The following is a 24,224-nucleotide window of genomic DNA, read 5'->3' as shown; positions in this document are numbered from 1 at the left end:
TATGTGTTGTATTATGGGCTGGTGCTCGGTCAAGGCTGACCGAGACATTATGGAAAAATGTTTTGAAAGGACAAAATCAAGAGGACCCGATGACACTCGTTATCAGGCTGTTGCGGGAGGTATCCTGGCATTCCACAGACTTGCGATAATGGGTCTTACACCCGATGGTATGCAGCCATTCAGGCTGGGTAACAGCTATGTGGTCTGCAACGGTGAGCTTTACGGCTTCGAGAAGATAAGAGATGACCTTGCAAAGAAGGGATACCGCTTCCAGAGCGATTCGGACTGTGAGATACTTCTTCCAATGTGGGAGCAGTACAAGACCGATATGTTCGCAATGCTGGACGCGGAATTCGCCTGTATAATATTTGACAGTGAGACAGGAAAGTTCATCGCGGCTCGTGACCCAATAGGCATACGTCCCCTTTACTATGGCTATGACAGGGATGGTGCTGCTGTATTCGCAAGCGAACCCCAGAACCTGGTGGACATCTGCGACAAGATAATGCCTTTCCCTCCCGGACACTATTATATAGACGGCGAGTTCCACTGCTACAATGATATCGCTAAGCCCGATCATGTATGTCATGATGATCACGATACTATCTATAAGAACATTCATGACAAGCTGGTGGCAGGCATCGAGAAGCGTCTGGTGGCTGATGCAAAGGTCGGCTTCCTGCTTTCGGGCGGTCTGGATTCATCGCTGGTATGTGCTGTTGCACAGCAGAAATCGGACAAGCCTATAAGGACTTTCGCTATCGGTATGTCGGAGGACGCCATCGACCTTAAATATGCAAAGGAGACTGCTGATTATATCGGTTCCGAGCATACAGAGATAATCATAACCAAGGACGATGTGATAAATGCCCTTGAGGAAGTTGTACGTCTGCTGGGAACATTCGATATAACCACCATACGTGCAAGCATGGGTATGTACCTTATCTGCAAGGCGATACATGAACAGACGGATATCCGCGTACTGCTGACAGGCGAGATATCCGATGAGCTGTTCGGATACAAGTACACTGATTTTGCACCCTCTGCTGAGGAATTTCAGCGTGAAGCCGAAAAGCGCGTACACGAACTTCATATGTACGATGTTCTGCGTGCTGACAGATGTATCTCTGTTAACTCACTTGAAGCGAGAGTGCCTTTCGGCGACCTTGATTTTGTAAAATACGTAATGGCGATAGACCCCGAAAAGAAGCTGAACACCTACGGCAAGGGCAAGTTCCTGCTACGTAAGGCGTTTGAAGCTGACGGAGTTCTTCCCGATAATATACTTTGGAGAGAAAAGGCTGCTTTCTCCGACGCTGTGGGACATTCTCTGGTAAACTATCTGAAAGCCTATGCTGAGGATTATTACACAGAGGAAGAGTTTGAAACACTTAGAAAGAAGTACACACACGCTCAGCCCTTTACTAAGGAATCTCTGCTTTACCGTGAGATATTTGAGAAATACTACGAGGGTCAGGGTGAGATGATAGTTGATTTCTGGATGCCTAACAAGACATGGGAAGGCTGCAATGTCAACGATCCATCGGCGAGAGTACTTTCAAACTACGGCGCAAGTGCGGAATGAGGAGGACTGACTTATGAGAAAGTATATTTTTGTAACGGGCGGAGTAGTTTCGGGACTTGGCAAGGGCATCACTGCGGCTTCTCTGGGAAGACTGCTGAAATCCCGTGGGCTGACTGTGGCAGCACAGAAGCTCGACCCTTATATAAATGTAGACCCCGGTACAATGAGCCCTTATCAGCATGGTGAGGTATATGTTACCGAGGACGGTGCGGAGACCGATCTCGACCTTGGACACTATGAGCGTTTCATCGACGAAGACCTGAACAAGTATTCAAACCTTACTACGGGAAAGGTCTACTGGAATGTTCTTAACAAGGAGCGCAGGGGAGAATATCTGGGTTCCACGGTGCAGGTCATTCCTCATATCACCAATGAGATAAAGGAGTTTGTATACTCCGTGGGCAAAAAGACCGATGCTGATGTTATCATCACAGAGATAGGCGGTACTATCGGCGATATCGAATCTCAGCCTTTTATTGAAGCTGTAAGACAGATATCTCTTGAAGTTGGCCGTGAGAACGCCCTGTTCATCCATGTTACACTGGTGCCTTTCCTGAGCGGGTCGGACGAACACAAATCCAAACCCACACAGCATTCTGTGAAGGAGTTACAGGGTATGGGTATCAATCCCGATATCATCGTACTGCGCTGTGACAGACCTCTGGAACCCTCTATTTTCCAGAAGATAGCACTTTTCTGCAACGTTCGCACAGAGTGCGTTATTGAAAATATAACTCTGCCCGACCTTTACGAAGCTCCACTTATGCTGGAGAAAGCTAATTTCTCCGAGGTAGTCTGCGAGCGTCTGGGCATTACAGCACCCCGTCCCCATCTTGATGAATGGTGCGAGATGGTGGAGAGGATAAAGTCTGCGGCTACGACTACAAAGATAGCACTTGTAGGAAAGTACACTGAGCTTCACGACGCATATCTCTCGGTAGCAGAGGCACTTCGCCATGCGGGATATTCCATCGGCACACACGTTGATATAAGCTGGGTGGATTCGGAAAAACTGACAGCTGAAAACATCGGTGAGTCGCTGGGTGGCGTTAACGGTATCATAGTCCCAGGCGGTTTCGGCGGAAGAGGTATCGAGGGCATGATACAGGCTGTAAAGTATGCTAGAGAGAACAATATCCCATTCTTCGGCATATGCCTTGGTATGCAGATAGCTGTTATAGAATACGCCAGAAATGTCTGCGGTATCAGTGATGCTGATTCGGGTGAGTTCAATGAGGTATGCAAGCACAAGGTCATCGACTTCATGCCGGGACAGAGTGACAGCATCGACAAGGGCGGCACGTTACGTCTTGGTGCTTATCCCTGTGTTATATCCGATGGTACTACGATGCAGAGATGCTACGGCAAGAACGAGATAAGTGAACGTCACCGCCACAGATACGAATTTAACAATGATTACCGCGATACACTGTCATCTGCCGGTCTTACCCTCAGCGGTATGTCGCCCGATGGCAGACTTGTGGAGACTGTTGAGCTTACCGACCGCGATTTCTATGTGGGCGTACAGTTCCACCCCGAATTCAAGAGCCGTCCCAACCGTCCTCACCCGCTGTTCATGGGATTTGTTTCAGCGGCGGCAGAGAGGAGCGGAAAATGAGCGGTCTGCATGAGGAGTGCGGAGTATTCGGCTTATACTCCCAAAAAAAGTCACATCTTGCCGAAATAGTATACTACGGTCTTTATGCTTTACAGCACAGAGGGCAGGAGGGCTGCGGAATCGCTGTATGCGAGGACGGAGTCATCACCGCACATAAAGATGTGGGTCTTGCGGGTGAGGTATTCACCCACAGAATACTTGCTGAAATGCCACAGGGCAATATGGCTGTGGGACACGTAAGATATTCCACCACAGGCGGCAACGAAAGGCGTAACTGTCAGCCCATAGTTGTCAACCACATGAAAGGGCGCATGGCGCTGGCTCACAACGGAAATCTTTCCAATGCGGGAGAACTCAGACGCGAGCTGGAGCTTTCGGGGGCTATATTCCATACAACCTCCGATACGGAGACCATCGCCTATATAATAACAAAGCAGCGTCTTATCAGAGACTCTATCGAGGAAGCAGTGCTTTCCGCAATGGACATAATCGAAGGCGCTTATTCGCTTGTGGTGATGAGCCCCACAAAACTCATCGCCTGCCGTGACCCTTTCGGTTTCAGACCTTTGTGTTTCGGTAAAATGTCAGACGGCACTTATGTGGTGGCATCGGAAAGCTGTGCGCTCACAGCTGTGGGTGCGGAGTTCGTACGTGATATAGAGCCCGGAGAGATGCTGATATTCTCAAAGGAGGGCGTGCGGTCAGACCGTTCCCACTGTGAAAAGAAGCCTAAGCGGATATGCATATTCGAGTACATATACTTTGCACGTCCCGATTCTGTCATCGACAGAGTATCGGTACATTCTTCGAGGCTCAGGGCGGGACATATCTTAGCGAAAAGCTGTCCCGTTGATGCGGATATAGTTATAGGCGTACCCGATTCGGGACTTGATGCGGCACTGGGATATTCACAGGGCTCGGGTATACCTTACGGCATAGGTCTTATAAAGAACAAGTACGTGGCTAGGACTTTCATATCGCCCACACAGGAGAGCCGTGTTGACAAGGTACGCATAAAGCTTTCGGCAGTTGAGGAAACTGTAAAGGGCAAACGAGTTGTGCTGGTAGATGATTCCATAGTACGCGGCACTACCGGCGGCAGGATAGTTTCACTGCTGCGTGAAGCTGGGGCTAAAGAGATACATTTCCGTGTATCGGCACCGCCTTTCCTGCATCCATGCTATTACGGCACTGATATAGATTCGGAAGAAAATCTTATCGCTGCACGCCGTACTCCCGAGGAGATAGCTAAGGAGATGGGTGCGGACAGTCTGGGATATCTGCCTATGTCGGCACTGGATGAGCTTAATCTGGGTGCGGGCTGCTGCAAAGCTTGCTTCGGCGGAGATTACCCCACAGCTGTTCCCGAAAAAGCACACAAGGATAAATACGAAATGAAAATACAGGAGTGATAAAAATGCTTACACCTAATATGAATTATTCCCATTTAAAGGCTTCGTACCTTTTTTATAATATCGCACAGAAAGTAAAGGCTTATCAGGCAGCAAACCCCGATGCGCACATTTTGCGTCTGGGCATAGGCGATGTATCTCTTCCCCTTTGCGATGCTGTTATCAAGGGTCTGCACAAGGCGGCTGACGATCAGGCAAATGCATCGACTTTCAACGGATATATGCCCGAATGCGGTGCACCGTTCCTGAGAAAAGCTATCGCTGATTATTACCGCGGCAGGGGAGTGGAGCTTGGTGATGACGAGGTCTTCGTATCATCGGGCGCGTCTGACGAACTGGGTGATATTCTGGACATTTTTGACCGATCAAACCGTTCACTTATAATCGAGCCTGCTTATCCCGCATATGTTGACGCAAATATCATGGCAGGACGTGAGATAGTACATCTGCCGTCTTCGAGAGATAACGGTTTTCTGCCCCTGCCCGATGAAGATACATCTGCGGAGCTGATATATCTCTGCTCGCCCAACAATCCCACAGGTGCGGTGTTCAGCAAAGAACAGCTGAAAGTATGGGTTGACTGGGCTAATGAGCACGGCTCTGTCATTCTTTTTGATGCGGCTTATGAAGCATTCATCGAGGAAGAAGGTATGCCTCATTCCATCTTCGAGATAGAGGGCGCACGCACCTGCGCTATCGAGATATGTTCACTTTCAAAGACAGCGGGCTTTACGGGAACCCGTCTCGGATATACGGTTATACCCAAAGATCTTGTCCGCAACGGTATGAATTTCAATGATATGTGGGTGCGCAACCGTACCACCAAGACAAACGGTGTATCCTACATCATACAGCGTGCTGCCTGTGAGGTGTTCACTCCTGAGGGTCAACAGCAGATACACGAAAATATAAATGTTTATAAGAATAACGCCCGAACCCTTATGAAAGCCCTTGACAAGCTGGGCATATGGTACACAGGCGGCAAGAATGCGCCTTACATCTGGATGGAGTGCCCGAATGGTATGGGTTCATGGGAGTTTTTTGACAAGCTGCTGAACGAAGCACAGATAGTCGGCACCCCAGGCGAGGGCTTCGGAAAGTGCGGCGAGGGTTATCTGAGATTTTCCACTTTCGGAAGTCCCGAGGATACCGAGAAAGCAGCTGAAAAGCTTCTGGAACTTCTGGGCTGATAAGTCAGCATTCCTCACCTGATGATATTATATAAAAAAGACAGTTATCCTGTGAGATAGCTGTCTTTTGCTTTGATGGGGATATGTGTTTAGACCGCGCTCTTTTCCTCAACTATGGTAAGATCGGATGTATCGTAGCACACCCTTGCGTGGTTGTGTCTTATCAGTTCTCTCGAAACGTGTTCGCCTGTACGGCGGTCGATCTTGTCGCGGTAAACATCGCCGTTTCGGTATACTACACCGTCCTCACGGGAAAAATATACGTTCTCAGCCTGAATATGGAATTTATAGGACTGCCTTTTTTCGGCTCTGAGTTCACCGCAGAGGTATTCATCGGTTGTATATATTATCAGCTGGTAAGTATTGTCAGTATCGTTGCGGAAACGGTAATCGAGGTAATTATACATTATAGATGTACCTGTCCCAAAGGGGATAGTTCTGTTGAAATCGGGGAAAAGGTCGATCTGGTCATGGTGGTGATGTTCGGTTATGGTCAGTTCGGAGTGGAGTATCATCCAGTGTATGAGATTTGTCATCTGGCACATACCGCCCCCAAGACCCGATGAGGGGTGGTCGGAGAATATCGTAAGACCCTCGCGGTAGCCTTTTTTAACGGTAAGGCTGCCCACAAGGTTCCAGAATGAAAAAGTTTCACCGGGACGGATAAGTACAGAATTTATCTTTGGTGCAGCAAGCGAAAGATTAACAGCCTTGTTTTCCTGAAGCTGCATATTAACATTGCCAAGACGTCTGCGAATAAGGGAATTATGTTTGTAGATCACGTATTCAAGCTTATCCTTGGAGAATGTGCGGGCAAAGGTGTGCTTGTCCTTTATATCCTGTAAAAATCTGAGTGCTTCGCATTTTTTTACTGACAGGGCGTATGTAATGGGGCATATTTCGCAGAATAGTTTTCTCTTCATTTTTAGACCTTCTCTTTCAAATCATTATAGCTTTTTTTGTACTAGTGTATCATACACTATATTAGACGGTTAAATCGCCAAAAAGTTATAAATAACAAGCTAAATAATAGAAAACATTATATGAATTGAAAATTGCGAGTTGTGACAGTGAACGTTTATAAACGCAGCTATCCTTTTAGCGACCCATTTAATGCGCCTGTATAACGATGTACATTTATTTATGTGTATTGTTTGGGACAAAACAAAAAGGCTGTTTGACTTTTGGAAAAGTATATGCTATAATTACATTGTAGTTAGTGAAGTCTAACTGGTTTACAAAAGGAGAATAAAAATGAAGTCTGCTGTACGGCTGACATCATAAAAAAGAAATTACGAGATAAGATGGGCAGGGTGCAGACAGGCGTGATTTTTATAAGAAGGTTTGGGTGATACTATGATAAGTGAAATATTCTTTGGACTTGCGCTGCCCTTTGCGGGGACAGCTTTGGGTTCGGGCTGTGTGCTTTTTATGAAGAAGACTCTCAGCAAAGGAGTACAGCGTGCGCTGACGGGCTTCGCGGCAGGCGTTATGACTGCCGCTTCTATATGGAGTCTGATAATACCTGCAATGGAGCAGTCGGAAGGGATGGGCAAACTGTCTTTCCTGCCTGCTTTGATAGGCTTCTGGTGCGGAGTGATCTTTCTGCTTTTTCTTGATACGCTTATACCGCATCTGCATATGAATGCCGAGAAAGCCGAGGGTATACCATCGCGGCTTGCTAGGACGACTATGATGGTGCTTGCAGTCACACTGCATAATATCCCCGAAGGAATGGCTGTGGGTATCGTGTATGCAGGTCTTGTCTCGGGCACGGCAGAGATAAATGCAGGTGGTGCATTCGCGCTTGCACTTGGTATCGCGATACAGAATTTCCCTGAGGGTGCTATAATATCAATGCCGCTTCACGCTGAGGGAAAAAGCAAGGGCAGATCATTTGCTGATGGTGTGCTTTCGGGAGCGGTCGAACCGATAGGCGCTTTGCTCACCATATTGTTTGCAGGGCTTTTTTTGCCAGCAATGCCGTATCTTCTGAGCTTTGCAGCGGGTGCGATGATATATGTTGTTGTTGAGGAACTTATCCCGGAAATGTCAGAGGGAGAACATTCAAATATAGGTGTGCTTATGTTCTCTCTGGGATTTACTCTGATGATGGCACTGGATGTGGCATTGGGGTGAAAATGTCTGTATAATTATAATTGTCGGTTTTGTTACATATATTTCTTCCTGATGATATATTGCATTGAATATGCCAAAAATTATTGACGATTTTGCCGCCTAACTCGTGACTTTAGTCATGAGTTAGGCGGCATTTTTTGACATTCTGTTGTGCATGGTCGAGGGTATGTATATTCATTGTAATACCATATCGTAAGAACTACCAAATACAGGAAGTCTTGATCATATACTTCGTCTTGTAAACTGTAAGCCTCACTTAAGAATGTCAGATACTATAATTCTTAAGTGAAAGACAGCTAAGTGTGTAAGCTTAGCTGTCTTTCTGCATCTTAAATCTCATAAAAAGAAAAATTGAATTCTGTTTGTGTCACGCGTGACACAAACACAGAACAACTTTTAAGTATATAAAATTTTAAATTCTTAAAAAAATCTACTATAATAAATATATATGGAATCCATCGTATTTTGTAGCAACTGTAAGCGACAGAAGTCTTAAACATGTAACAGATTACATTAATTCTCAAAAAAACAAGTAGAAGGATGGAGTCTGCAGTATGCAGATATATACGACTTATAGCGTTAAGATCAAGCATTACAACAACATCTTTAAAGATACCGTTATCGTATACAGACATGCTGTAGATTACCTTATCAAAGTATGTCTTGATAAATGGGATAACATTGTTACATTCAAAGGGATGAGTAGACTCACATATATTGAAACACTGATCCATGCTACAAAAGATAATCCCGATCCAATTTATGATTTTGATGCCAAATTCTATAAGATGCCAAGCTATCTGCGCCGTGGTGCTATTAACGAGGCTATAGGCAAGGTATCATCTTACAAAAGCAATCTCGATAACTGGATCAAAGATCCGGTCGGAAGAGAACCATCGTATCCAAAAGCAGGTTATTCATTCCCGTCTATGTATCGTACAGGAATGTACAATCAGACCGGTGATTATACTGCCCGGATCAAAGTCTATATCCGTAATACATGGGACTGGATAACGATAAACCTTAAAAAGCCTGATATGGATTATATATACAGACATTGCAGTTTTCGCAAGCAATGCGCTCCAACACTTCAAAAACGAGGCAAGGAGTGGTTTTTGGACTTTCCGTTTGAGGAAAAGGTCAAACTTGCAGATATATCTGTGTATGAACAGACCATTGTTGCTGTAGATCTTGGAATAAACACCACTGCTACGATTTCCGTAATGCGTTCAGATGGCACTATTCTTGGAAGGCATTTTTGTAAGCTTACCAAAGAAACAGACCATCTTATGCATTGTGTTAACCGTATCAAAAAAGCTCAGCAGCATGGTAACTATAAAACACCAAGGCTTTGGGCAAAAGCCAAAGGAATCAATCACGACATTGCCACTAAAACAGCTGCCTGCATCGTAGATATAGCCGCTCTTTATAATGCAGATGTTATTGTATTTGAGCATTTAGACAAGAACGGTAAGGTCCGCGGTTCTAAAAAGCAGAAGCTCAAGCTGTGGCGCAGTCAGGAAGTTCAGTCTATTGTAACGAATAAAGCTCACAGACTAGGTATGAGAGTAAGCCATATCTGTGCATGGAATACGTCACGCCTTGCCTACGATGGCAGTGGTTTTGTACTTCGTGGTAAATTTGGTGGTTTCAATACCTATGAGCTATGCAAATTTCAAAATGGCAAGACCTACAACTGTGATCTATCTGCTTCGTATAATATCGGGGCAAGATATTTCATACGTGAAATATTAAAATCCTTGGATGAGAATTCAAGGTTGCTCATTGAGGCAAAAGTACCTCAATGCAGTAAGAGAAGCACCTGCACGTTCTCTACCTTAGTTAACCTGAATGCGGAAATTATTGCTCATACAGCATAATTTTCTGAGTTCAGGCTTTATGGTAGAAACGTAGTCCGCCTGCCTAAAGTGGGCGTGTCCGTAAGGATACTATAGGAAGCACGCGACTTTAGTCGTGTGAGGCTTCACAAAATCAGTCAAGTATGATATCCTAATTATCTGCTGAATTTTTGTGAAAAGGGAGAGGGCTATGTTCATACTTGAAGATTATCTGGAAAAGCTGATAAACGAATGCAGATTTGCTTTTGGTGAAAGGCTGGTATATCTTGGATTGCAGGGGAGTTATCTCAGGGGAGAAGCTACCGAACAAAGTGATATCGATATAATGGCAGTAATAGATGAGTTCTGTGCCGCTGACATGGATATCTACCGAGAAATACTGAAAAAAGTGGGGGACTACGAAAGGTCATGCGGATTTATCTGCGGCAGAGATGAACTTGCCCGCTGGAATCCTCTTGAAGTTATACAGCTGAGACACACTACCAAAGACCTTTACGGAACTCTGTCGGAACTTCTGCCGGAAGCGAAAAGAGAAGATCAGGTAAATTATGTCAAGGTCAGTCTTGGTAATCTTTACCATGAACTTTGTCATCGCTATATACATACTGACAAGGAAAACAGTGCAATCAAGCTGTTCTTTACGCTAAAGGGATTTTTCTTCCTGATACAGAATCTTCATTATCTTGAAAGCGGAGAGTTTCTGCTGACAAAGAAAGAGCTGAAAGAAAAGGTAAGTTCCGATGACAGGTATATACTTGAACTTAGTGAGAATTACGTTTCGCAGGATTTCGACAGTGTATTCCCGAAGGTGATGGAATGGTGCAGGCAGGCTTTCATAAGGGCGGATATTTAGTGCATGAGTGCAAATAAGTGTGAAATAAATACGGTCAAAAGTATTGACAAAACATCAGGACTATGGTATAATAAATGTGGTTAGTAATAGCTAACCGTATTTATTTCGTTTTCAGTTAGATTAAACTAACCGTAGAAAGGAACTAAAATGAGTGTAGTTATAGTAGGCGGCAATGACCGCATGGCAACTAGATATCAGGATATCTGCAAATCTTACAGAATGAAATCAAAGGTGTTCACACAGATGCCTGCTGATTTTGAAAACAAGATAGGTTCGCCTGATCTTGTGATAGTGTTCACGGGTACGTGTTCGCATAAGATGCTGGGAGGTGTAAAAAAGCATACCGAGAAATCGGGAACTCCTGTGAGACATCTTCATTCTTCAAGTGTGAGCGCTTTGAAGAATCTGCTGTCGGAATACCACAGATAAAATGATAGAACAAGACCGCTTTTCGAAATGCTGAAAAGCGGTCTTCGTTTCTATTTGAGATAGTTTCTCATGCTTGCGAGGGATATCGCAAGGGTAGAGGAATTGTGAAGAAGTGCTGATGTTGTCGGGGCTATAACGCCTGATGCGCCAAGCACCATCAGGGAGAAATTGAATCCGATTATGGTGCGGTAGTTGGAGTTTATACGCTTCATAAGAGAAGCTGACAACTGACGTAATGTCACAAGACAGCGGAGGTCATCTGCGGATATCGTTATGTCTGCGACCTCTTTTGCTATGGCTGCACCGCTGCTTATAGCGATGCCTGCATCAGCTTGGGAAAGGGCAGGGGAGTCATTGACTCCGTCACCTATCATAATGACTTTTCTGCCAGCACGTTTTTCACGGCGGACGTATTCAGCTTTATCCTCGGGAAGGACTTCGGCATAATACTCGTCAACGCCAACTTTATTGGCAACCGCCTTTGCGGTACGTTCGCTGTCGCCTGTCATCATTACTATCTTGGTGATGCCAAGTTCTTTCAACTGCGAAAGGACTTCCTTTGCTTCTTCTCGTATCGGGTCTTCTATGCATATGACTGCTGCAAGTATTCCTCCAACTGCAAGGAACAGGTGAGAGTACTCATCGGGGAGTGTATCAAACTTTTCCTTTTCGCTTTCGGGCAGTGTACAGCCTTCGTCCTCGAATACAAAATGGTAGCTGCCCAGCACCACCTTGACACCACTGACAGAGCTTGCTATACCGTGTGCGACTACATACTCCACCTCACTGTGGAGTTCCTCGTGGACAAGACCTCGGTCGCTTGCCGCTTTAACTACTGCATTTGCTATGGAGTGGGGATAGTGTTCTTCAAGACACGCGGCGAGCCTGAGTGCTTCGGACTCATCGTTCTCACCAAATGTTATTATCTTAGCAACTTTGGGCTCAGAATGAGTCAGGGTGCCTGTTTTATCGAAGATGATCGTATCAGCTTCAGCAACTGCTTCAAGGAACTTTCCGCCCTTTATCGTCATGCCGCAGGTCTGACCTTCACGCATAGCGGAGATGACCGATATTGGCATTGCCAGTTTCAGCGCACAGGAGAAATCCACCATGAGTATCGATATAGCTTTTGTGGCATTCCTCGTCAGCAGATATGTCAGCAGAGTGCCGCCCAGACAGTAAGGAACAAGTTTGTCCGCAAGATGAGATGCACGGCTTTCGACTTCGGATTTAAGCTTTTCGCTGTCCTCAATCATTTTTACTATGCGGTCGTACTTACCGCTGCCTGTGAGTTTATCCACCTGAATTACACAGCTGCCCTGTTCAACCACCGTACCTGCGTAAGCGTAGCTTCCCGCGGACTTATGCACAGCAAGGGCTTCACCTGTGAGTGTAGCCTGATTGACCTCTGCTTCACCGGAAATTACTTTGCCGTCCAAAGGTATCATGCTGCCTGTGCGGACGATTATTTCGTCGCCTTCGGAGATCTCATTGATGGACACGAGAGTTTCGCTTTCGTCTGTTTTCAGCCATACCTTTTCCACGCCCAGTGACATTGTACGGGCAAGATCATCAACAGACTTTTTGTGCGTCCAGTCCTCCATAAGTTCGCCAAGACCAAGCATGAACATCACGCTTGAAGCAGTTTTGTGGTCGCGGCGTATCAGTGAGACTGTTATTGCAACAGCGTCCAGCAGGCTGACTTCTATTTTGCCCTTTGAGATCGATATCAGTGCTTCGCGGACGTACTTCGCTGCTTTGATGACAGACAGCGCCATTCGCAAAGGAGCGGGTATCAGCCGCTTGAAAATATATCTCCTTGCCAGCATAAAGAAGAGTCTGTCTTCAAACTCGCGGTCCAGTTCTCTGCCTGTATGCTCAGGTACGAGGGCAGCTGTCTTTTTGTCAGCATAGGTGAAATCAGCTAATGCTTTTATTAACTGCTTCCTGTCGGTGAATATTATTACCGCATCGCCCGTGCGGTCGAATACCTTGACATCTGTGACAAATGGTTTCGCACGGAGATAGTATTCCAGCATATCCGCCTGCCGGAGTGTCATATGGTCACGCATTATATGTACACGCAGGCGGTTATGGGAACTGTGAAGTATCTGACATTTCATCAGTCTTTTTTCTCCTCGTCCGAAAATTCTTCTTCGATGGTATCGGAGCTGTCTTCGATGATGTCGATGATATCCTCTTCCGAGCGCTTTTCGTTGATATCTTTAGCATCAGCCACGATATCATCACAGCTCTCGCGAACTTTTGTAACACCCTCCATTACAGCGTCCTTTCCACGCAGAACTGTTGCAGTCGTATGGGCGTAGACCTTTTTTGCGGTCTTGCTTGTCAGCAGCTTGACACCTAAAGTGCTTGCCGCCATACCTCCTACGAAAATTGCTCCCTTGATCCAGAATGACATACAAATTCTTCCTTTCTATATTGAAATATATGATGAACGGGAGAGTTTCCTCTCCCGAACATATCTTTACAACCATTGAAATTGCAGCTTTGCGAACTTTGCAAAAGCATATATCGAACTCTTACCCGTTCTCAAAGAGCGATTTCTAATTTCGATTAATATAACTTATTTTTTGGCAGGATGGCACTTGCCGTGCATAGCACAATTCGCACAGCCGCATCCGCAGCTGCTTTTGCCCGAGCGTTTGTCCTTTATAACAGACCTGATAGCCAGAGCAAGTATCGCTGCTACTATTATAATAACCACGATGTTTCCGATGTTTTCACTGAGCCATGCTGCCATAATAAACACTCCTTTATGCTTTGCTGACTGCCAGCTTTGAAGTCAGCTTGGTTGCTTCCTTGTAAGGTCTGAAAAGCATATATATCATGCAAGCCAGTATTGCTGCTGCGCATATAACGCCGAGGATATTGGTATTGCCTGTGATCATTCCGCCGAACTGGTTTATCATGAGTGCGATAGCATATGCAAATCCGCACTGATAGCCGATCGCGAACCATGTCCACTTGGCGTTGTTCATCTCACGCTTGATAGCGCCGATAGCCGCGAAGCAGGGTGCACACAGCAGGTTGAATACAAGGAAGGAATAACCTGTGATGGATGTGAACTGAACTGCCAGTTCCTGCCAAACAGTTTTGTCTCCGCCGCCGTAAAGTGTGCCCATTGTTCCGACGATGTTTTCCTTAGCCACAAGACCTGTGATAGAAGCCACAGCCGCCTGCCAGTTGCCCCAGCCAAGAGGAATGAATATCCATGCGATAACACTTCCGAGTTTTGCCAGAATAGATGAGCTGAGTTCTTCTTCCTCCAGCATACCGAAGCTTCCGTCAACAAATCCGAAGCGGCTTGTGAACCATACAACTACCTGAGAGATAAGTATTACTGTACCTGCCTTCTTGATGAAAGACCAGCCGCGCTCCCACATTGAACGAAGAACGTTCTTTACGGTGGGGAGATGGTAAGCGGGAAGTTCCATAACGAAAGGTGCAGGGTCGCCTGCGAACATTTTTGTCTTTTTCAGCATAATACCTGAGATTATGATAGCAGCCATGCCGATGAAGTAAGCCGAAGTAGCTACCCATGCAGCACCGCCGAAGATCGCACCAGCTACCATGGCGATGAAAGGAACTTTCGCACCGCAGGGAATGAATGTCGTTGTCATGATGGTCATACGTCTGTCGCGCTCGTTCTCGATTGTACGGCTTGCCATGATACCGGGAACACCGCAGCCTACACCAACAAGCATGGGTATGAAGCTCTTGCCCGAAAGACCGAACTTGCGGAAAACTCTGTCAAGTACAAAAGCGATACGGGACATATATCCGCAGGCTTCAAGAAATGCCAGCATCAGGAAAAGTACAAGCATCTGAGGAACGAATCCAAGTACTGCACCGCATCCTGCAATGATGCCGTCAATGATAAGACCCTTCAGCCATGCAGCTGCACCGACTTTATCCAGTGCTTTTTCAGCAAGAGCAGGAACAGGGGGAACATACCAGCCATAATCAGCCGGATCGGGTTCATCGCCTATTTTCTCGATTGTGGCGAGGGCTGATTCGTAGTCGGCGATGGTTGCTGTTTCCTCGGATATTTCCAGAGTTTCCTCGTCTTCGACTTCGTATGTAAATTCATCGGCGGGAGCCGTTCCGTTAGCTTCAACGTAAGCATCATAGCCGTCGATTATAAGTTGTGCGCCTGCGTATTCCTCGGATGCTTCTTCATAATCGGAAGTTCCTTTACCGAGAAAGTGGAAACCGTCTTCACCGAAGATGTTGTCGTTAGTGAAATCGGTGAGAGGTGCGCCCACGCCAACCATTGCTATCCAGTATACCGCGAACATTATAGCAGCAAATATCGGCAGACCCAGCCAGCGGTTGGTAACGATCTTATCGATCTTGTCCGAAGTGCTCAATGCGCCTTTGTTCTTTTTCACAAGGCAGCTGTCGATGATGTTTGAAATGTAGTTATAACGCTCGTTGGTGATTATGGATTCGCTGTCGTCGTCCAGTTCTTTCTCGACTTTTTCGATATCCTTATTTATATGAGCAAGCTTTTCATTCTTGATACCCAGTTTTTCTATCACCTTGTCATCGCGCTCGAAAAGCTTTATTGCGTACCATCTCTGCTGTTCATCGGGCAGATCATGAACACAGGCTTCTTCTATATGTGCGAGGGCGTGTTCGATAGCCGCATCAAAACGGTGAACAGGTCCGCCGTGTTTTGTGTCAGCAGCGGAAATTGCAGCTTCGGCGGCTTCGGAAATACCTTCATTTTTCAGAGCCGATATTTCTATTACCTTGCAGCCGATCGCTTCGGAGAGCTTTGAAACGTTGATCTTATCGCCGTTTTTGTTTACCACGTCCATCATATTCACGGCGCAGACAACGGGTATCCCCAGCTCTGTCAGCTGTGTTGTCAGGTAGAGATTTCGCTCTAAGTTCGTGCCGTCGATGATGTTAAGGATAACATCGGGCTGTTCATCGATAAGGTAGTTTCGTGCTACGACTTCCTCCAGCGTGTAAGGTGAAAGTGAATAGATGCCGGGCAGGTCGGTGACTATGACATCATTGTGTTTTTTCAGCTTGCCCTCTTTTTTCTCAACAGTGACTCCCGGCCAGTTTCCTACGAACTGATTTGAGCCTGTCAGCGCGTTGAAAAGCGTGGTCTTTCCGCAGTTGGGATTACCCGCAAGCGCTATTTTAATACTCATAATTTTTCCTCCTATATTGTTAGCTATGGCTAACTTTAATCCAAAAAATAAAGGTTCAAAGAACCTCGACCATTTCTGCGTCAGCTTTGCGGATAGACAGCTCGTAGCCGCGCACTGTGACCTCTATCGGGTCTCCCAGAGGTGCTACCTTGCGTATCGTGACCGAAGTGCCCTTTGTCAGTCCCATATCCATTATCCTGCGCTTGACCGCACCTTCCCCCGTAAGCTTTTTTACAGTGACGGTATCGCCGATCTTTGCATCTCTCAGTGTCATATCTTTTCCCCCTATACCATAATTTTCATCGCTAATTCTCGGCTCACAGCCACTCTCGTTTCCTTTACGTTCACGATGAGATTTCCTGCCATTACGGAAATAACAGTGACCTTTCCGCCAACTGCGAAACCAAGGTCTTCAAGATGCTTGCGAACTTCATTTGTTCCGCCGATCCGTGCGATAGTGTAGCTTTCTCCTGCATTTGCAGATACCAAAGGCATCATGTGTTCCTCCTTTACATAGGTTAGAAAAACCTAACTTTTACTTAATTATACATCACTAGCTCACAAAAGTCAATAATCTTAAGTTCACTTTGTTTGGTTGACCGAAGAGTTAGCCGAAGTAAACTGCATTTTTTATTAGAAATAACTAACCGAAAGGCTGCCGTTATTTCTATACGGCAGCCTTCTTGTTAGAAAATGAACAGATGATTTAAGCAAGCTTTTTTCCAAGATCGCGGCATTTTGCAAGAGCATCATCATCGGGGGTGTTATTGACGATAAGACCCTCACCATCAACGATCTCTGCGCCGGCTGCCTTTACTCTGTCAGCCCAGAGACGCATCCACTCTCCGTCACCCCAGTCGTAAGAACCGAAAAGTGCTATCTTCTTGCCGCTGATCTTGCCTTCTATACTTGTGAAGAAAGGCTCGAACTCGGTATCTTCAAGCTCCTCGGCACCCATAGCAGGGCAGCCAAGTGCAAGTGCATCGAACTCACTGACATCACCGTTAAATGCTGATACCTGAGTTGCGGATACTCCCGCACCTTCTGCGACTGCATTTGCCATTGCCTCGGTGTTGCCTGTGCCGCTCCAATAAATTACTGCTGTTTTCATCATAGTACCTCCTATTATTAAGCTACGCAGGAGCGCAGCTGTTTGCCTTTTTTCAGTTCTTTGCAAAGGTGTATCCTACACTGCTTGTAGCATTCAAACATAGCCTTTGCACGTTCCACATCGCCGTATACTTTCCAGACTCCGCATAATTTGCACTTCTTTCCGCAATTGGCAATAAAGCCCTTTACGTCTTCCAGCGGGTAGCCGAGAAAAATGCCTATTTCGTGAGGAAAATCGCTCTGCGTCAGCCGTTTGCACAATCTGTCAAGGCAAGATTGTGCATCCCATGACTTATCGTAGCCGTATTCCGCAAGGAAATTTCTCACAGCTTTGTCGGAAAGTGTTGCTTCAAGCAGACGCATATCATAGAGATATATTATTGTCCGATGACTGCACCTGCTGATGATACGCGCGCCTATCCTTGTTCCGAAATATCTTTTGGCAAAAAGCCGTGACAGCTCGTCAATGTTATATTCTTCTGACGAAAGTGTCGGCAGACTTCCGCATTTCATACCCATTAATGTGGGTGCTGCGTGAAATGCAAGAACATTTTCAAGTCTTTTTATTTCTTCAACAAGCATAGACTGCTCCTTTCCATTAAGGGTTAGAACTAACTAACCATCTGCTTATATTATACTTTGTATTCTTTGTAAAGTCAAGGATATTATTCATCTGTGAGAAAATTTTGTAGAAACGGATAGAAGTTCGTTATAACTAACCTAACTTTTTTGTGATATAGTTAGAATTTACTAACTGACAATTGTCAATATATTGACTTTAATATCTGCAAATGATAATATATAATGGTTATAAAAGTCTAACTACAAAGGGGGAGTGTATATGCTGACAGAACAGCAGAAAAAATATCTTATCACAATATATCTTTTGGGACAGAACGGCGATCGTGTTCGCACGACGGATATCGCAGATTATCTCCATGTTGCAAAGGCAAGCGCTGTAAAGATGTGCAAAAAGCTCATTGATGAAGAACTGATAATCAAGGAGCCTTATCGTCAGATAGCGTTGACACAAAAGGGGGTTTCCGAAGCAAACGGACTGTTTACTCCATGTGTGATATTGCAGGATTTCTTTACTTCAAAAGTGGGGATAGATCCTAAAAAAGCAGGTGAAGCAAGCATGATGATCAGCTCGGTACTCGATGAGGAAACTATGGAAAAGCTTGTGAATTATGTGCTTTCACAGGGATAAATGGGTAAAAAATGAAAGCAACGGCTGTTTCATAAATTATGCATTTTATAAAAACTTCCCCTGCGGATAATTGCTCCGCGGGGGAAGTTTTGTTATTATATGACAGGGATCTATCCGATCACTTTCTAGCCTGTTCAAGGCATTTCTTTGCGGCTTTCATTATGGCATTGGAGCTGTATGTTGCGCCTGAAACTGCATCAACTTCGCAGCTTTGATAATAGAGGATATCGCCTGCAACAGTCTCATAGGCTGAATCGAAATACTCGGGATCTTCCTCATCTGAGTAGGCTGAGATTTCAGTGATGACATCGTTTTCTATGGTTAAGGTTACGTGTACCTCACCGTCATATCCGTAAGCCGAATCCTTATATGTTCCGTTATTGTAGATGTATTCAGGCTCTGGCGGTTCGGTAACAGGAGGCTGAGTCTGAACTGGTTCCTTTACTTCCTGACGCTGCTCCTCATGTTTCTCGGGTTTTTCTTCCTGTCTGTTGTCATTCTTTTCTTCGTGATGTTCGTTCTGTTCTTCATGTTCATTCTGTTCTTCCTGTTCCTCTTGTTCTTCACGGGTTTCTTCATCCTGTTCTTCTTCGTCTGTATCATCTTTGCTTGAGGAACTGTCCTTTTTACTTGAACCGTCTTTTTTTGAAGAACTGCTGTCAGATGATTTTTTGCTTTCGGAAGAACTGCTTTCTTCTGCATCTTCCGATGAAGTATCATCTGTGCTAAGTCTTAATGTTGTTCTGTCTTCATCATCAGTGGTAGAAATATCCGTATTTCTCTTTACGGTAAGAGTTCTGGCGGCGGGTTTGCTGGTTCTTACCCTGTTCTGGGGTTTGCTGTAACTGCAGAAAGCGATAATGCCTGTAAATAGAACTACGCAGGCGGTACTTGCTATATTCAGCCATGCTTTGCTTTCGGGAGTCTTATTTTTTACGTACCATTTTCTGACTCTTAGAATAAGATAAGCACCGAATACAGCAGTATAAACTATACAGCTGAAGAAATAGCCCTCGATACCTGCACGCGCTTTCGGTATGAACAGTACTATCACGTGCAGATAGATGAGTCCGTAGAAAACATATGCTGCACGCTGTATGTTCTTCCATTTTTTAGCGTTCATCTTCTTGCGTATCTTTTTGAAAGATATGATAGTCAATGGAAGCATAATAAGCACCAGAGATGCGCATATAACGCAGGTGATAATGAAATCTGCTACTTTGCTGAAATTGGGATCTGTAAGACGCTTTATATAAGAAAGACCGTAGAATACTATATGGGATAGCGTAACTGTCGCCGCAAAGATGGATAGTTCACCTCTTACAGGCATCAGACGTTTTATCCCCTTACTGCCATCGGGCAGTACACGCATACCCATTACTACCATCCAGAGGGCAGCTGCCAGCGAACCTCTCGAAAACAGCCCGATTACATACTTGCGAAGAAAAGCATTTTCCACTGGCTGTTGTGCCAGTACTACCATCAGCACCGAAATCAGCGTGCCGCCGATGTAAAATGCCAGAGGTGCTTTTTTCAAAGCACCTGCGCACAGCACCGAGAACAGCACTGCGATCGTCAACGAAATCAAAAATAACATATTCTCTACCTCACTATCTGTGGTTTTAAGGATATCTCCAAAGTTCACCGCAGTATTCTTTATCTGTTTTCTGCCGCAAATTACGAAAGATGATCCTTACTTCGTTATATAGGACTAACTCCAATCAAACATTATACTTTACTCAGATACATTTGTCAATCATAGATTATATATTTTTACGAAAAGTTTATAATCACAAAATTAGCCATAGCTAACTTTATGCTGGTTCGTCATTATGACTTATTAGCTGTAACTAACAAACAGCCGATTCGTTTAAAGATGCCCTTGATTTTTCTGCTGCGATATAGTATAATACACCATGCAGCTAGTTTAAACTAACTGCATAAGGGAGATGCCGAAGGTCTGATGGAAGTGACTGAAATATGACAGCGGCAGATCGGAGGATGTATGAAGAAGAAAATAATAGCGCGGGCTATAGTCGTATCAGCCTTGTTGATGCTGAATTCCTGTGCGGCAAACACCGATAAAGACAATACCGAAGTAATTGCGGATGATAAGAAAACCAGTGGTTCGGTATTTGCCATGGATACCTATATGACCGTAACTGCATACGGCGATAACGGCAAAAAAGGCATAGAAGCCGCACAGAAAGAGATAACAAGGCTCGAAAAGTTATGGTCTGTAACTGATGAGAACAGCGAGATATATGCCATCGACCACAGCGGTGGGGCAGAAGTTCCGATAAGTACCGAAACCGAAGAACTACTTGATTTTGCCATAGATATGCACAGTCGGACAAACGGTGCACTTGATATAACACTTTATCCTGTTCTCAGGGCATGGGGGTTTACTACGGGTGAATACCGTGTTCCCGATGATGACGAGATATCTTCATTACTGGAATGTAAAGGCGTTGACAGGATAAAAGCGGGTGATGGCAAGGCATCTGTTCCCGAAAATACGGAGATTGACCTTGGTGCAATTGCAAAAGGAAGTGCGGGGGATGCGGCAGCAAAAGCTTTAAAAGAACAGGGTGTGACGTCCGCTCTGCTTGACCTTGGGGGAAATATACAGACTGTCGGTGATTCAAAGCCCGATGGAACGAAATGGAAAGTCGGTATACGTGATCCTTTCGGCGAAGGAAGTATAGGCACTCTCACCATAGGGGAATGTGCTGTTATAACATCGGGTGGATACGAAAGGTTTTTTGAAATGGACGGCTTGATATACAAGCATATCCTCGACCCCGAAACAGGAAGACCAGCAGAAAGCGGTCTTGCAAGTGTGACCATCATCGGGAACGAGGGCAGAATGTGCGATGCACTTTCGACCTCGCTGTATGTAATGGGGCTTGATGATGCCTGCGGATATTGGCGTGAGAACCATGATTTTGATATGATACTTGTTAACGATAAGGGCGTGGTATATGTCACGGAGGGAATATCTGAAAGCTTTTCACCTAATGTTGATGATGTTACGGTGGTGGAAAGATGAAGATAAGGAATATCTGTATCATCATAACTCTGGTGATGCTTGGTGCGGCGGCAGTATGGTGCGCATACATTATGAGACCTAAAAGCGGGAAGACGGTCGTTATCTCTCAAAACGGCAAAGAACTTTACCGCATTGACCTCACATCAGAAATAGACAGAACGATAGAGGTTGAGTACGAGGGAAGAAAAAATACAGTTGAGATTCAGGACGGCAGGATACATATGAAATGCGCAGATTGTCCCGACCATATCTGTGTGGATACAGGCTGGCTGGAGGACGGAAAGCCAATAGTATGTCTGCCAAACAGACTTGTGATAGAGTATGAGAACAGCGATATCGACGGTACAGCGAGGTGAGATGATGGATACAAAAAAACTTACACGGCTTGGTCTTCTGACCTGTCTTGCACTGATAATATTCATCGTTGAACTTCGTATACCAGAAATCGTTCCGATACCGGGAGTAAAGCTTGGGCTTGCGAATATAGTTACAGTGTATTGTGTTTACAATTATCGTCCGGGTGAAACAGCTATGATGCTTTACAGCAGGATACTTCTGGGGGCGCTTTTCAGCGGTAATCTGATGGCACTGTGGTACAGCATCGCGGGGGGAACTCTCTGCTTTATAGGCATGGAACTATTGAAAAATATCATACGTGAGGACAATATGTGGTTTCTCAGCATTGTGGGGGCGGTGCTGCATAATATCGGGCAGATAGCTGTTGCGATGCTTGTGCTGAGAAGTACATCCGTGATAGCGTATCTTCCTTTTCTGATGATATCGGGGTGCATTGCGGGTCTGTTCACGGGACTTTGTGCTCAGGTGATATGCAAAAGACTCAGAAAATTGGGAAAGGTTAGCTGAGACTTACTTGTAAACATTTATCTAAAACAATTGACGAATTACCAGAAATATGGTATGATACTCGATGTTGACACAGGTAATATACCAATAGGTTAGTTAAATCTAACTCATTGGTGTAAATAAATGATAAGGAGTAGTACGAATGAATAAAACAAAGAAAATTTTCAGTTTGTCGATCTGCGCTGCAATGGCAGCAGCTTCGATACCGCTGAGCGTTTTTGCTGATGAGGTAAAGGCAGAGGAGTATGTATACGGTACGATGCAGATACCCTATGACAAGTTCTATGCGGCAGAGTCGGAGAACCTGAGCAATGCAGAGGGTCTTGATGCTGTAACTTCCGCAACTGTCAACAAGACAAGAATGAACGGTGAGGGTCAGCTTTTTGAGGGTACATATAACAATGCAGGTGAGGAAGGTTCTGATGAACTGGGTAAGATATACGGCGTTGTTTATCCTGTTGCTATCAAGCAGGCAGACCTTGAGGCACTGGGCGAGAACAACTACGGTTTCTCTGAGTCAGCTGAAAAGCCCGAAGCTTACAAGACCGTTACCGTAAATGAAGGAGAAGTGAGCTTCTCGGCAGTAAATGACGAGAATCCTGATATAGTAACAGGTTCAATGACACTGAACACCAGCACTCCATGGGGAGATTATGCAGGAAATGTTACAGGCAAGCCCGAGAATGGCACTATCATCTACGGTATACTCATTAAGACAAAGGACGGTGCGGCATACGCACTGCGTCACGAGCAGAATATCTGGAGAAATGCAGAGTTCTCATGGTCATCAGGCATAAAGACCACCGAAGCTCATGGTATAGCACTGGACTACAAGGGCTTTGAGAGCCTGATGGGCAACACCATTACCGAGATGGATTACATCACAGCCGCAGGCTATGTCAAGGTAGATGTGGGCGAGGTATATGTGCCCGTTAAGTTCAACGGTGGAATCGCTGTTGAAAATACAGATATCACTGCAGGCAAGGCAGATATAACACTGACCGATATTCCCGAAGATTTCGACATATCATACAGCATCGAGAATCTTGAAGCAGTATTTGAGGGCAACAGCTTTACCTTTGCTAATGCAAACCCGGGCAGCTACACACTTATCTCTAAGGATAACAAGGGCAAGTATGCAGATATCTCTGCAAGCTTTTTGCTGACAACAGCAGATCTTCCGGCTGCATTTGACGGCGAGGAGAACAAGCTTATCGCAGCTGAGGGCTTTACTGCTGAGCAGCTTGAAGCATATATCAAAAACATCTCGACTGTTGCTGTAAACGAGAATGAATATTCAGCAAGCGGCAGAAGAGCAAAGAAGATCATCAAGGAAGACGGTACACTGGATACCGAGAGTGATGTATTTGCCGAAGGCGAAAGCTTCAACATAACGGTAAAGGCAAAGGGATATGAGAATGACCTGGTGTTCACTTATTCAAAGAAGAATGAAGGAACCGAGGATTATGCATTGGGTGATGTGAACGGTGATGGAAATATCAATATCACTGATATTACAAAGGTCGCAGCTCAGGTAAAGGGCAAAAAGATGCTTGATGAAAAGGGCATCAAAGCAGCAGATGTTAATAAAGACGGTAAAGTTAACGTCACGGATATTATACAAATCGCTGCTCATGTCAAGGGCAAAAAGCTTATAAAGTAAGAATTCTAACCAAATCCTTTAATACAGACGCAGAAAGCACTTCTTTCA

24 protein-coding genes are annotated in these 24,224 nt (G+C 45.2%); 14 read left to right on the top strand and 10 right to left on the bottom strand.

Going from position 1 to position 24,224, the window contains the following annotated elements:
* Position 1: 1 nt before the first annotated feature.
* The 4 genes from asnB to N773_RS0106580 are packed head-to-tail and all read left to right on the top strand — an operon-like array spanning position 2 to position 5,805.
* A complete protein-coding gene (asnB, locus tag N773_RS0106595; RefSeq protein WP_024857051.1) occupies positions 2–1,585 on the top strand; it encodes an asparagine synthase B in 1,584 nt (527 codons plus the stop codon).
* A gap of 13 nt (positions 1,586–1,598) precedes the next feature.
* Positions 1,599–3,203, top strand: a complete 1,605-nt coding sequence (locus N773_RS0106590; RefSeq protein ID WP_024857050.1) for a CTP synthase — start codon at positions 1,599–1,601, stop codon at positions 3,201–3,203.
* Complete coding sequence (gene purF, locus N773_RS0106585) at positions 3,200–4,615, top strand: amidophosphoribosyltransferase (protein WP_024857049.1); 1,416 nt, start codon at positions 3,200–3,202, stop codon at positions 4,613–4,615. The genes N773_RS0106590 and purF overlap by 4 nt, the downstream gene beginning before the upstream one ends.
* Positions 4,616–4,620: 5 nt before the next feature.
* A complete protein-coding gene (locus N773_RS0106580) occupies positions 4,621–5,805 on the top strand; it encodes an LL-diaminopimelate aminotransferase (RefSeq protein ID WP_024857048.1) in 1,185 nt (394 codons plus the stop codon).
* An 89-nt stretch (positions 5,806–5,894) separates the two neighbouring features.
* On the opposite strand, the gene N773_RS0106575 is transcribed toward N773_RS0106580, so the two are convergent.
* Positions 5,895–6,728: a VanW family protein gene (locus tag N773_RS0106575; RefSeq protein WP_024857047.1), complete on the bottom strand. Its 834-nt coding sequence runs from the start codon at positions 6,726–6,728 to the stop codon at positions 5,895–5,897.
* A gap of 433 nt (positions 6,729–7,161) precedes the next feature.
* Here N773_RS0106575 and N773_RS0106570 point away from each other — a divergent pair, with 433 nt between their 5' ends.
* The 5 genes from N773_RS0106570 to N773_RS0106555 all read left to right on the top strand — a co-directional run bounded on the left by N773_RS0106570 (position 7,162) and on the right by N773_RS0106555 (position 11,085).
* Positions 7,162–7,944: a ZIP family metal transporter gene (locus N773_RS0106570; protein ID WP_024857046.1), complete on the top strand. Its 783-nt coding sequence runs from the start codon at positions 7,162–7,164 to the stop codon at positions 7,942–7,944.
* 416 nt (positions 7,945–8,360) lie between these two features.
* Positions 8,361–8,480, top strand: a complete 120-nt coding sequence (locus N773_RS23480; RefSeq protein WP_080678383.1) for a transposase — start codon at positions 8,361–8,363, stop codon at positions 8,478–8,480.
* An 18-nt stretch (positions 8,481–8,498) separates the two neighbouring features.
* Positions 8,499–9,824, top strand: a complete 1,326-nt coding sequence (locus tag N773_RS0106565; protein ID WP_024857045.1) for an IS200/IS605 family element transposase accessory protein TnpB — start codon at positions 8,499–8,501, stop codon at positions 9,822–9,824.
* A 169-nt stretch (positions 9,825–9,993) separates the two neighbouring features.
* The gene (locus N773_RS0106560) at positions 9,994–10,656 is read left to right on the top strand and encodes a nucleotidyltransferase domain-containing protein (RefSeq protein WP_024857044.1); all 663 of its coding nucleotides are present in this window, start codon (positions 9,994–9,996) and stop codon (positions 10,654–10,656) included.
* Between the two features lie 147 nt (positions 10,657–10,803).
* Positions 10,804–11,085, top strand: coding sequence for a DUF2325 domain-containing protein (locus N773_RS0106555; protein WP_024857043.1), 282 nt, complete (start codon positions 10,804–10,806; stop codon positions 11,083–11,085).
* Between the two features lie 50 nt (positions 11,086–11,135).
* On the opposite strand, the gene N773_RS0106550 is transcribed toward N773_RS0106555, so the two are convergent.
* From N773_RS0106550 to N773_RS0106515, 8 genes are all read right to left on the bottom strand, one after another.
* Entirely contained in the window at positions 11,136–13,208 is a 2,073-nt protein-coding gene (locus N773_RS0106550; protein WP_024857042.1) for a heavy metal translocating P-type ATPase, read from the bottom strand.
* Positions 13,208–13,507: a DUF6110 family protein gene (locus N773_RS0106545; RefSeq protein ID WP_024857041.1), complete on the bottom strand. Its 300-nt coding sequence runs from the start codon at positions 13,505–13,507 to the stop codon at positions 13,208–13,210. Before N773_RS0106545 ends, N773_RS0106550 begins: the two co-directional genes overlap by 1 nt.
* Before the next feature lie 165 nt (positions 13,508–13,672).
* A complete protein-coding gene (locus N773_RS21790; RefSeq protein WP_080678316.1) occupies positions 13,673–13,849 on the bottom strand; it encodes a FeoB-associated Cys-rich membrane protein in 177 nt (58 codons plus the stop codon).
* A gap of 13 nt (positions 13,850–13,862) precedes the next feature.
* Positions 13,863–16,277, bottom strand: a complete 2,415-nt coding sequence (gene feoB, locus N773_RS0106535; protein WP_024857040.1) for a ferrous iron transport protein B — start codon at positions 16,275–16,277, stop codon at positions 13,863–13,865.
* Positions 16,278–16,332: 55 nt separating this feature from the next.
* The gene (locus N773_RS0106530; protein WP_024857039.1) at positions 16,333–16,551 is read right to left on the bottom strand and encodes a FeoA family protein; all 219 of its coding nucleotides are present in this window, start codon (positions 16,549–16,551) and stop codon (positions 16,333–16,335) included.
* Between the two features lie 11 nt (positions 16,552–16,562).
* Positions 16,563–16,775 carry a FeoA family protein gene (locus N773_RS0106525; protein WP_024857038.1) on the bottom strand — a complete coding sequence of 71 codons (213 nt, stop codon included), beginning with the start codon at positions 16,773–16,775 and terminating at the stop codon, positions 16,563–16,565.
* Between the two features lie 208 nt (positions 16,776–16,983).
* On the bottom strand, positions 16,984–17,388 hold the full coding sequence (locus N773_RS0106520) for a flavodoxin (RefSeq protein ID WP_024857037.1): 405 nt from the start codon (positions 17,386–17,388) through the stop codon (positions 16,984–16,986).
* 17 nt (positions 17,389–17,405) lie between these two features.
* Complete coding sequence (locus N773_RS0106515) at positions 17,406–17,969, bottom strand: DUF3793 family protein (RefSeq protein WP_024857036.1); 564 nt, start codon at positions 17,967–17,969, stop codon at positions 17,406–17,408.
* Positions 17,970–18,228: 259 nt separating this feature from the next.
* Between N773_RS0106515 and N773_RS0106510 the strand changes: the two genes are divergently transcribed.
* Positions 18,229–18,597: a metal-dependent transcriptional regulator gene (locus N773_RS0106510; RefSeq protein ID WP_024857035.1), complete on the top strand. Its 369-nt coding sequence runs from the start codon at positions 18,229–18,231 to the stop codon at positions 18,595–18,597.
* A gap of 118 nt (positions 18,598–18,715) precedes the next feature.
* Here the strand turns inward: N773_RS0106510 and N773_RS0106505 are convergent, their stop codons facing one another.
* The gene (locus N773_RS0106505; protein WP_024857034.1) at positions 18,716–20,194 is read right to left on the bottom strand and encodes an FMN-binding protein; all 1,479 of its coding nucleotides are present in this window, start codon (positions 20,192–20,194) and stop codon (positions 18,716–18,718) included.
* 408 nt (positions 20,195–20,602) lie between these two features.
* Here N773_RS0106505 and N773_RS0106500 point away from each other — a divergent pair, with 408 nt between their 5' ends.
* The 4 genes from N773_RS0106500 to N773_RS22880 all read left to right on the top strand — a co-directional run bounded on the left by N773_RS0106500 (position 20,603) and on the right by N773_RS22880 (position 24,176).
* Positions 20,603–21,649: an FAD:protein FMN transferase gene (locus tag N773_RS0106500; protein ID WP_024857033.1), complete on the top strand. Its 1,047-nt coding sequence runs from the start codon at positions 20,603–20,605 to the stop codon at positions 21,647–21,649.
* Positions 21,646–22,005: a NusG domain II-containing protein gene (locus tag N773_RS0106495; protein WP_024857032.1), complete on the top strand. Its 360-nt coding sequence runs from the start codon at positions 21,646–21,648 to the stop codon at positions 22,003–22,005. Before N773_RS0106500 ends, N773_RS0106495 begins: the two co-directional genes overlap by 4 nt.
* Positions 22,006–22,009: 4 nt before the next feature.
* Positions 22,010–22,513 carry a Gx transporter family protein gene (locus N773_RS0106490; protein ID WP_024857031.1) on the top strand — a complete coding sequence of 168 codons (504 nt, stop codon included), beginning with the start codon at positions 22,010–22,012 and terminating at the stop codon, positions 22,511–22,513.
* Between the two features lie 142 nt (positions 22,514–22,655).
* Complete coding sequence (locus N773_RS22880; RefSeq protein WP_024857030.1) at positions 22,656–24,176, top strand: dockerin type I repeat-containing protein; 1,521 nt, start codon at positions 22,656–22,658, stop codon at positions 24,174–24,176.
* Positions 24,177–24,224 lie beyond the last annotated feature (48 nt).

The organism is Ruminococcus albus AD2013 (genome assembly GCF_000526775.1).
Taxonomy (GTDB): domain Bacteria; phylum Bacillota; class Clostridia; order Oscillospirales; family Ruminococcaceae; genus Hominimerdicola; species Hominimerdicola alba_A.
The sequence above is the reverse complement of the archived record's forward strand: the minus strand, read 5'-3'. Positions and strand labels throughout refer to the sequence as shown.